General features: G+C 71.4%; 8 protein-coding genes. All 8 read right to left on the reverse strand.

Annotated features, from left to right (window positions below; all coding sequences use genetic code 11):
• Positions 1-1105, reverse strand: a 1105-nt coding sequence (locus WA805_RS08105; protein ID WP_425242023.1) for a branched-chain amino acid ABC transporter permease, incomplete at its 3' end; no start/stop codon positions are given.
• Positions 1102-1986: a branched-chain amino acid ABC transporter permease gene (locus WA805_RS08110; protein WP_425242024.1), complete on the reverse strand. Its 885-nt coding sequence runs from the start codon at positions 1984-1986 to the stop codon at positions 1102-1104. The genes WA805_RS08110 and WA805_RS08105, both read right to left, overlap by 4 nt.
• A 1-nt stretch (position 1987) precedes the next feature.
• Positions 1988-2740, reverse strand: a complete 753-nt coding sequence (locus WA805_RS08115; RefSeq protein ID WP_425242025.1) for an ABC transporter ATP-binding protein — start codon at positions 2738-2740, stop codon at positions 1988-1990.
• Complete coding sequence (locus tag WA805_RS08120) at positions 2737-4419, reverse strand: dihydroxy-acid dehydratase (protein WP_422274644.1); 1683 nt, start codon at positions 4417-4419, stop codon at positions 2737-2739. The genes WA805_RS08115 and WA805_RS08120 overlap by 4 nt, the downstream gene beginning before the upstream one ends.
• The gene (locus WA805_RS08125) at positions 4416-4823 is read right to left on the reverse strand and encodes an aconitase X swivel domain-containing protein (protein ID WP_422274646.1); all 408 of its coding nucleotides are present in this window, start codon (positions 4821-4823) and stop codon (positions 4416-4418) included. Before WA805_RS08125 ends, WA805_RS08120 begins: the two co-directional genes overlap by 4 nt.
• Positions 4820-6100: an aconitase X gene (locus WA805_RS08130; protein ID WP_422289507.1), complete on the reverse strand. Its 1281-nt coding sequence runs from the start codon at positions 6098-6100 to the stop codon at positions 4820-4822. Before WA805_RS08130 ends, WA805_RS08125 begins: the two co-directional genes overlap by 4 nt.
• The gene (locus tag WA805_RS08135) at positions 6100-7407 is read right to left on the reverse strand and encodes an FAD-dependent oxidoreductase (protein ID WP_422274650.1); all 1308 of its coding nucleotides are present in this window, start codon (positions 7405-7407) and stop codon (positions 6100-6102) included. The genes WA805_RS08130 and WA805_RS08135 overlap by 1 nt, the downstream gene beginning before the upstream one ends.
• A 93-nt stretch (positions 7408-7500) precedes the next feature.
• Positions 7501-8445 carry a LysR family transcriptional regulator gene (locus WA805_RS08140; protein ID WP_422274652.1) on the reverse strand — a complete coding sequence of 315 codons (945 nt, stop codon included), beginning with the start codon at positions 8443-8445 and terminating at the stop codon, positions 7501-7503.
• Positions 8446-8631 lie beyond the last annotated feature (186 nt).

Raw genomic sequence — 8631 nt, forward strand, 5'->3', positions numbered from 1 at the left:
CCGCGACACTGGCCCCGGCCGCCGCACTGGCCCCGGCAACGCTGTCCCCGGCAACATCGCCACCGCCGGTCGGCGACGCCTTCCGGCGCAGCCAGGCCACGGCGGTCGCCACGATGCCGGCCAGCCCCTCCGGGTCCACCAGCAGCACCACGGTGAGCAGCACTCCCTCGACGACCAGGATGTTCACGCTCACCCAGTTGCTGGCGCCCTGCAGGTACTGGATCACCAGCGCGCCGATGACCGCGCCGATGATGGACCGCCGGCCGCCGATGAACAGCATGATCAGCAGCGCGAGCTCGGACGTCGGGTCGACAAGCGTCTCGGGGACGAACTGCTGGGTGCCCGCGTAGGCCGCGCCGCCGAGCGCGGCGAACACGCAGCCGAGCACGAACAGCTCCAGCTTGCGGCGCGGGGTGCGCACCCCCATCGCGGCGGCGGTGCGCTCGTCCACGCCGAGCACGAACAGCTCGAGCCCGATGTCGGACGTCAGGATCCGCGACGCGACGAACACGGCGATGGCCAGGAAGACCACGACGATCAGGCCGCCGGCGACCGCGATCACCGTCGTGGAGGTCGACGACGACGACGGCCACAGCGTTCCGGTGAGCGGCGCGCCGACGACGCCGCCGAGGTACCCCGCCGAGCTCACGTAGCCGGCCGCGATCAGCGGCAGCATCAGCGTGGCCACCGCGAGCGCGAGCCCGGAAGCGCGGGTGACGACCGAGCCGAGCACCAGCGCGACCAGCCCGGCGCCGACGAGCACGATCGGCGTGGCCACCAGCACGGGCATCGAGAAGTGCGTGTTCAGCATGGCGACGCCGTAGGCGCCGACGCCCATGAACACGGACTGGCTGAACGCGATCTGCTGGCTGAACCCGATCTGCACCGCCATGCCGGCGGTGACGATCGCGTAGCAGGCCGCCAGCACGAACACCGACCCGGTGTACTGCTGCCCGTAGACCAGCACGATCACCGCGCCGACGACGAGGACCACGGCCGTCGGCGTCAGCGCCCGCGGCAGCCGCGACGACACCCCGGTGAGCCCGTCAAGCCCGGCAAGCCCGGTGCGCTCGGTGCGCCGGGCGAACCCGCCCAGCCCGGTCACTGGGTTACCGCCGATTCGAAGCCGAGCCCGCGCGGCCAGGCGAGCACCAGCGCGGCGAGGATCGCGGACAGCACCGTGTCGCCGTACTCGGCGCTGACGTAGCCGCCGAGCAGCGCCTCGAGCACGCCGATGGACAGCCCGGCGACCAGCGCCCGGCCCGGCTTGCGGAACCCGCCGTAGGCGGCGGCGAGGAACCCGGTCAGGCTGATGGTCGCGCCGGACAGGTACGTGTACCCGGTGATCGGCGACTCCACGATGCCGAAGATCGCGGCGATCACCGCCGTCCCCACGAAGATCAGCCGCCGGTACCGCCGGGTGTCGATGCCCGCGATCCGCGCCCCGATGGCGTTCTCGCCGCTGGCTTCCATGGCCTTCCCGCCGAGCGTGTACCTGATGTACACCCAGAACGCGCCGCCGATGATCACGGCGCAGACGAGCACGAGCAGCCCGGCACGCTCCAGGTGCAGGCTGCCCCAGCTCAGCGACGCGCCGTTCCACAGCGCGGGCGCCGCGTGCACGTCGGTGCCGAACAGCATCTTCGCCACCCCGTCGATGAAGAACGACAGCGCGAAGGTGAAGAAGAACGTGACGACGATGCCCTCCATCTGCCGCCGCCCGTCCAGCGCGATCCTGAGCACCACCTGGTCATACAGGTACGAGAACGCCCCCACGACGGCCAGCGTCGTGACGATCGCCGCCCACAGCGGCAGCCCCTTGACCCGGTACAGGTTGTCGACGCCGAGCGCGCCGACCATCGCGAAGTCGCCGACGGCGAGGTTGAGGATGTTCGACACCCGGTACCAGACGGCGACGCAGACGGCGAACACGGCGTAGATCGACCCGGTGACGAGGCCGGCGATGACGAGGTTCCCGAACTTCATGTCACACCGCCGCACTCGACGGGGGGTACGGGGGGTCGTCCCCCCGGAAGGTAGCTGCCACGCCGCTCGCGACCCCGTTGCGCACTTCGACCCGCCGGTTGCACAAGGTCAGCGCCCGCTTGGGCGCCTCCTCCACGACGATGAGCGTGGTGCCGCCGTCGTGGATCCTCGCCAGCACGTCGTACACCCGCCTGGCGACCGTCTCGGCGAGGCCGAGGCACGGCTCGTCGACCGCGAGGATCTTCGGGTCGGCGGCCAGCCCGCGCGCGATCGCGACCATCTGCTGCTGCCCGCCGGAGAGGGTGCCTGCCGCCTGCTTCAGGTGCGGCTTGAGCTCGGGGAAGAGATCAACAGCCCGCCCGAACGAATCGGACCTTCTCGCCTTCCCCATGCTCCTCGTCCAGGAGTAGCAGCCGAGGATGATGTTGTCGCCCGCGGACAGGTCCGGGTACAGCTGGCGGCGTTCCGGCACCAGGGTGAGGCCCTTGCGCGCGGCCCACCGCACGTCGCCGTTCGGCGCCGGGGCGCCGAAGATCTCCACGGCGCCGCGACGGCGCACCATGCCGGTGATGCCCATCAGGATGGAGGACTTGCCGTTCCCGTTCGGCCCGGTGATCGCGCACGCGTCTCCCTCCGCGACCCGGAACGTCGCGTCGTGCACCGCCACCACGTTCCCGTACGACACCGACAGCCCGCTGACCGCCAGCGCGACTCTGCCACGACCGTCGTCCTCCTCGGCGCTCGCGGCGGTCACGGCGCAGTCTCTCTCGGCCGCAGCACCGCCCCTTCGGGGAGCGGGCGGACCAGCCGCTGGTAGACCGACAGCCAGCCGACCTCCCGCGCCTGCGGCCTGGCCCGCAGGTCCGCCTTCCTGCGGGCCAGCTCGGCGGCCGGGACGTCCAGGTCGGCGGTCCGGCCGGGGACGTCGATCCGGATCGTGTCGCCGTCTTCGACGAGCGCCAGCGGGCCGCCTTGCGCCGCTTCCGGGGACACCTCGCCGACCACGATGCCCTTGTTGACCAGACCGGACAGCTGCCCGTCGGTGACGACCGCGACCTCGCCGGTCAGCCCGGCGCCGTCCAGCGCGAACACCAGCTGCGAGGCCATGCCCATGCCAGGGGAGCCGGTGACGCCCTGGCCGCGCAGCACCACGACCTGGCCGGGGCGGACCTTCCCCGCGCGCACCCCGTCGAGCGCCTCGGGCGGCGACTCGAAGACGAGGGCCGGGCCGGTGAACTCGAGCCGCCGGTCGTCGGCGACCGCCAGCTTGACGATCCCGCCGTCCGGGCAGAGGCTGCCGCGGATCAGCACGATCGTGGGGCGCCGGCCGAGTGCCCGCTCCGGCGGCCTGATCACCTCGTCGCCGGCGACCGCGACGCCGGCCAGGTTCTCCGCGACGGTCTGTCCCGAGACCGTGCGGGCGCCGGTGTCGAGGAGCCCGGCCAGCTGCTTCATGAGCGCGCGGGTCCCGCCCGCGTCCTCGAACTCCTCGATGGGCGTCTCGCCGTTGGGCCTGATCGCGCTCAGCAGCGGCACGCCGTCGGCGAGCGTCTCGAACAGCCGGTACACGTCGGCGTCCGCCTCGGCCTCGGCCGCCACCGCCTGCAGGTGCTTGACCGAGTTGATCGAGCCGCTGACCGACAAGATGGTCGTGACCGCGTTGCGGAATGCCGCCGGGGTCATGATGTCCCGCGGCTTCAGGTCCTCGGCGACCAGCTCGACGATCCGCGCCCCGGCCTCGTCGACCGCCCGCCACATCCGTTCGCTGTTCGCCCGCACCGGGGTCGAGCCCGGCAGCGCCATGCCGAGCGCCTCGCAGGCCAGGTGCATCGTGTTGGCGGTGCCGAAGCCCGCGCACACACCGGGGCTGAGCACCGCGTGCTCGCTCATCTCGGTGAGCTCTTCGACGCTGACCCGGCCGTTCGCGACGTGCCCCGCGGCGAGGAACACGTCCTCGATGTCGCAGTGCCTGCCCCGGTAGCTCCCGCTCGCCTGGTACCCGCAGGCGACGATGATCGTCGGGATGTTCAGCCGGGCGGCGGCCATCAGCTGGCCTGGCGCGGTCTTGTCGCACGAGGCCAGGCAGATCATCCCGTCCAGCTGCGCGCCCTCCACCTGGACCTCGATGTCGTTCGGGATCAGGTCGCGGGCGGACAGGATGTACCCGCCGCGGTGCCCGGCGCTGGTGATGAAGTCGCTCGGCGCCGCGGTGCGCACCTCGAACCCGACGCCGCCGGCCAGCTCGATCGCCCGCTTGGCCCGGCGGGCGACCTCGTCCAGGTGGCTGAAGCAGATCGCGAGCTGGGACGAGGAGTTCACGATCGCGATCTTGGGCTTGACCATGTCCTCGTCGGACAGCCCGAGCGCCAGCCACATCGCCCGGCGGGTCGCCCACCGGGAGGTGCCGGGCTCGTAGTTAGATCGCAGCGTCATCGCTTGGTGACCTCCACTGTTGAGTTGTCAAGAAGCAGCCAGTCGCCGGTGTCGATGACCTCGCAGGGGTCGGCGTCCAGGTCAGTGATCGCGGGGACCCGGGTGACCACCGCCCCGAGCGCGGACTTGGCGGAGATGCGGCCGATGACCATCCCGATCGGGGCGGTGCCGGTCAGCCGCGTCGTCTGGAAGAACCCGGCCCAGCCTGAGGACCCCTTGGCGCTGGGGAAGACGAGGACCTTCCCGGTGAAGCACACCCCGTACAGCTCGTGCCGTCGTTCGATGATCACGCCGCGCGCCGGGTCGATCCCGCCCCACCCGGAGATCGGCTCGTGCGATACCAGTGCCTCGCCCTCGGCAACCCCGGGGACGACAGTTCTGCCATGCAGGATGACGGCACTCATCGCAGGCCTCCGTTCCAGCGTCCGGTGACGGCGGCGTCGACGCACTCCTCGAGCGTGCCGAACCAGGCCTCGATGCCGAGGATCGCGGGCAGGTAGTGCGCCTGCTTGGCCGAGTCGGTGGCGAACACCTTGGTCCCCTTCGGCGCGGCCCGCGACATCGCCGGGCAGGAGTCGGCGAGCACCCGGCCGCCGGCCCGCTGGATCACCTCGGTGTAGCCGCTGCGGTCCGCGACGTCCTTGAGCGCGCGCGGTGCCATGATCCACAGCTCGGTCGACGGGGACAGCCGCTTGCCGTCGAGCGCGGCGGCGGCGCTCCGGATCTGGTCGACCGAGGCGTGCGGGCAGCCGAGCAGCACGAAGTCCACGTCCGCGGAGGTGCCGATCTCGTTGAGCGTCTCGTACATCGCCCGCCGCTCCGCCGGCCCGTAGACGGCAGGCGACGGCGGCACGGCGCCGCCGAACGCCGCCTCGACCGTGGGCTTCTCCGGCGTGATCCCGGGGATGTGGTAGAGCTCCACCCCGCCTGACGTGGCCGCCGCGGCGCCGAAGTGCTTGAGATCGGTCAGGTCCGGCTGCCCGATAGAACCGGTGATCACCGGGTGGTCCTCGCCCGCGACCCCGCCAGCGAAGTAGCCGAGCATGCCCCAGTCCTGGAAGTTGTCGACCTGGACCCGGACGTCAACCAGATGCGTCCCGTAGCGGTTCGCATCCAGGTGGTTGCCCCAGCAGGGGATCTTCCCGGTCAGCGACGCGGCGCCGGTCGAGGCGATCCCCTCGCAGTTGGTCCGCGCGCCGAGCACCGAGTTGGCGTAGATCACCGCGGAGGACTCCATCCACGCGCAGTGCTCGCCGCGCATGGGCAGGTTGCCCACCTGGTACGGGGTGCAGGTGGCGAGGATGTTCACCCCGTGCCTGCCGTAGAAGGCCTCGCCGCTGGCCTGGAGCTCGATGTTCTCCTTCGGGTAGGGCACGATACCAAGCGCGTCGGCGCCGAACCCGTGCTGCAGCTGGCACGTCGGCACCGCCATCGGCGGCACCTCGAAGTCGCCGTCGCTGTCCAGGTTGATGACCGCGAACGCCTTGTCCCAGCCGTGCTCTTTCACCAGCCGCGCCTTGACCGGCGACGGCTGGGTCATCGTCCCCGCGACATTGCGGATGTCGCACAATCGCGAGGCGTCGAGCGCCGCGCCGTACCGGAGCAGCAGGTCCATCGCGGCCGCGACGGCGGGGCCCTCGGCGCCGTCGCGCATCGCCTTCTCAGCGTCGGTGAGGAACATCAGCCGTCGTCTCCCAAGTTCGCCGCGAGCCGCGAACGCAGCCGCCCGAGGTCAATGTCGTGCACGCTGCCGTCCGGGCCCGAGGCCGCCGCCAGGTCAAGCGCGTGCGCGGCCGCCGCGCCCATCGCCGAACACGGCCCCATCACCCGCACGCTGGACAGCGCGGCCGCGTCGCCGTCCACGCAGCGCCCGGCCGCCACGAGGTTCGCGACAGACGGCGGGGTCATCGACCGCAGCGGCACGTAGTGCACGTGGCCGGCGTCGAACATCTCCCAGACGTAGCCGTCCGACCGGTCGTGCAGCTCGATCGGCCACGCCGTCCGGGCCACGGCGTCAGGAAACGCGGTACCCGCCCGGACCTCATCCACGGAAAGCTGGTGCACCCCGCGGATCCACCGGGTCTGCCGCCGGCCGGGGAACCCGTAGGCCCGCACCCGCGCTTCGCCGAACGCCTTCGGGAACTCGGCGCGCAGCAGCGCGATCGCGTGGTCCGCCTGGTCCCGCCCCTCGAACATCGCCCGCGAGGCGTCCAAGGGATCCAACGGCGCGTCGATGTGCGTCACGTTCAGCACCGCGGTGCCGCGGCCGGGGAAGAAGAACGCGAGCCCGCCCCTGCGCAGCAGCCCGAATTCCTCACCGCGGGCGGCGAGCACCGCGTCCACCTCGCCGGGCTCCGGCTTGTACTCCTCGGACAGGTTCTCCACGATGACCTGCTGGCTGCCGTAGATGGGCCGCTCGGGCACCCAGCACGGCAGGCCCGCCTGCCACGTCAGGGCGGCGTCGCCGCTCGCGTCCACGAAGCCGTCGGCGCGGATCCTGAGGTTCCCGTAGCGAGTCGCCAGGCCCGCGCTGAAAACCCGCCCGTCCCGCATCACCACGTCCTGCAGCACCGCGCCGGTCACCACCTGGATCCCGAGGTCCCGCACGGTCTTCTCCAGCCAGCGGCCGAGCGCCACCTCGTTGTAGAAGACCGTCGTGGTATGACCGCGCGAGAAGTAAAGATCACCGGATGAGCCCAGGGCACGGAATATGTCATCGAAAACGCCGTGCGTCAGCTGCCGGTATTCCGGGGCGTTGCCGAATATCCCGCAGAAAAGCCCGATCAGCGAATGGACCATCTGCCCGCCGATAAGCGGCAGCGAGTCCACCAGCACCACGTCGCGCCCGAGCCGCGCCGACTCGATCGCCGCCGTCGAGCCGGCGATCCCGGCCCCGACAACGCACACGTCGGCGCGGACTGCCTGCTCCGAGTCGCCGGACGGCCTGGTAACCGCCTCCAGCTTCAGTTCGGTAAGCGCATGCGGCATAACCAGGACGGTAGATTCGCGGCCGCCGGGAAACAAACAAAAGATCGTACTGAACCGCATAAACCCGGTTTATGCCGGTTTATGCGGCCGCTTTCAGAGACGGCGGGCGGTTTCCACGATCAGCCGCCGCAGCCAGGCGTGCGCCGTGTCCTCCTCGTACTGGCGGTGCCACCACAGCGCCTCGACGATCGGCTCGTGGTCGCCGGGGCATTCGAGCACCTTCAGGCCCGCCTGGGCGGCGAGCCGGGTGGCGAGCCGCTCCTGCATCAGCGCCACCCGGTCGGTGCCCGCGACGAAGTACGGCACGGCCAGGTAGCTCTCGACCCGGACCGCGACCCGCGGCTGGATGTCGAGCAGCGCCAGCTGCCGCATCACCGGCACCGACGGCGGCTGCCGCTGGTTGCTCCGGTAGTACGGCGCGACCCACGGCAGCAGCGCCATGTCCCGCAGCTCCAGCGTCCCGGCGTCGAGCGCGGGGTTGTTCGCGTCCACCAGGCACACCCAGCGGTCCCTGAACAGTTCCGCGGACCGGGTGTCGGGCAGCGTGAAGCCGTTGGTCGGCGGGGCGACCATCCCGTCGACGAACCGGATGGTGTCCGCGTACTCGGTGCTCAGCGATTCCCGCACCAGCCGGATGTGCAGCCGGGCACGCGGCGCCGCGGCGCCGAGCGCCTGGGACAGCGCCTCGCCCATCACCATGATGGTGTAGTCGGCCATCACGAGGGTGAACTCGCGTTCCGACGTGGCGGGGTCGAAGTCCGTGCTGGCCGCGAACAGCCGCTCCGCGGCGGCGCACACCACCTCGACCTGCTCGGCGAGCTGCTCGCCGAGCGCGGTCAGGACGTACTCGCCGTGCTCGCGGACCAGCAGGTCGTCGCCGAAGTGCCTGCGCAGCCTGGACAGCGCGGCGCTCGCCGCGGGCTGGGTCACGCCGAGCCGCTGCGCCGCGCGCGTGACGCTACGCTCCCGGACCAGTTCCCGCAGCGCGACGAGCAGGTTCAGGTCGAGATTAGCCAGGTGAGCGACAGGACGCGACATGGTGCCCTTATCCAAGCCCCCGGCGGCGCGGCTGGCAATACTGCGCTCGCGCCGTTGTCCGCATCGAACGAAGATCGTTATGCGCGATCGTGGCGCCGTCGCAAACAGCCCCGCCTACCTGTCGAGCCTGGCCGCGGCCGTGACGTACCCGGCGAGCCGCGCCCGCCTGGCCTCATCCGGCTGGAC

Origin of the sequence: Trebonia sp. (assembly GCF_049794275.1) — a bacterium.
In the GTDB taxonomy this organism is placed as follows: Bacteria; Actinomycetota; Actinomycetes; order Streptosporangiales; family Streptosporangiaceae; genus Trebonia.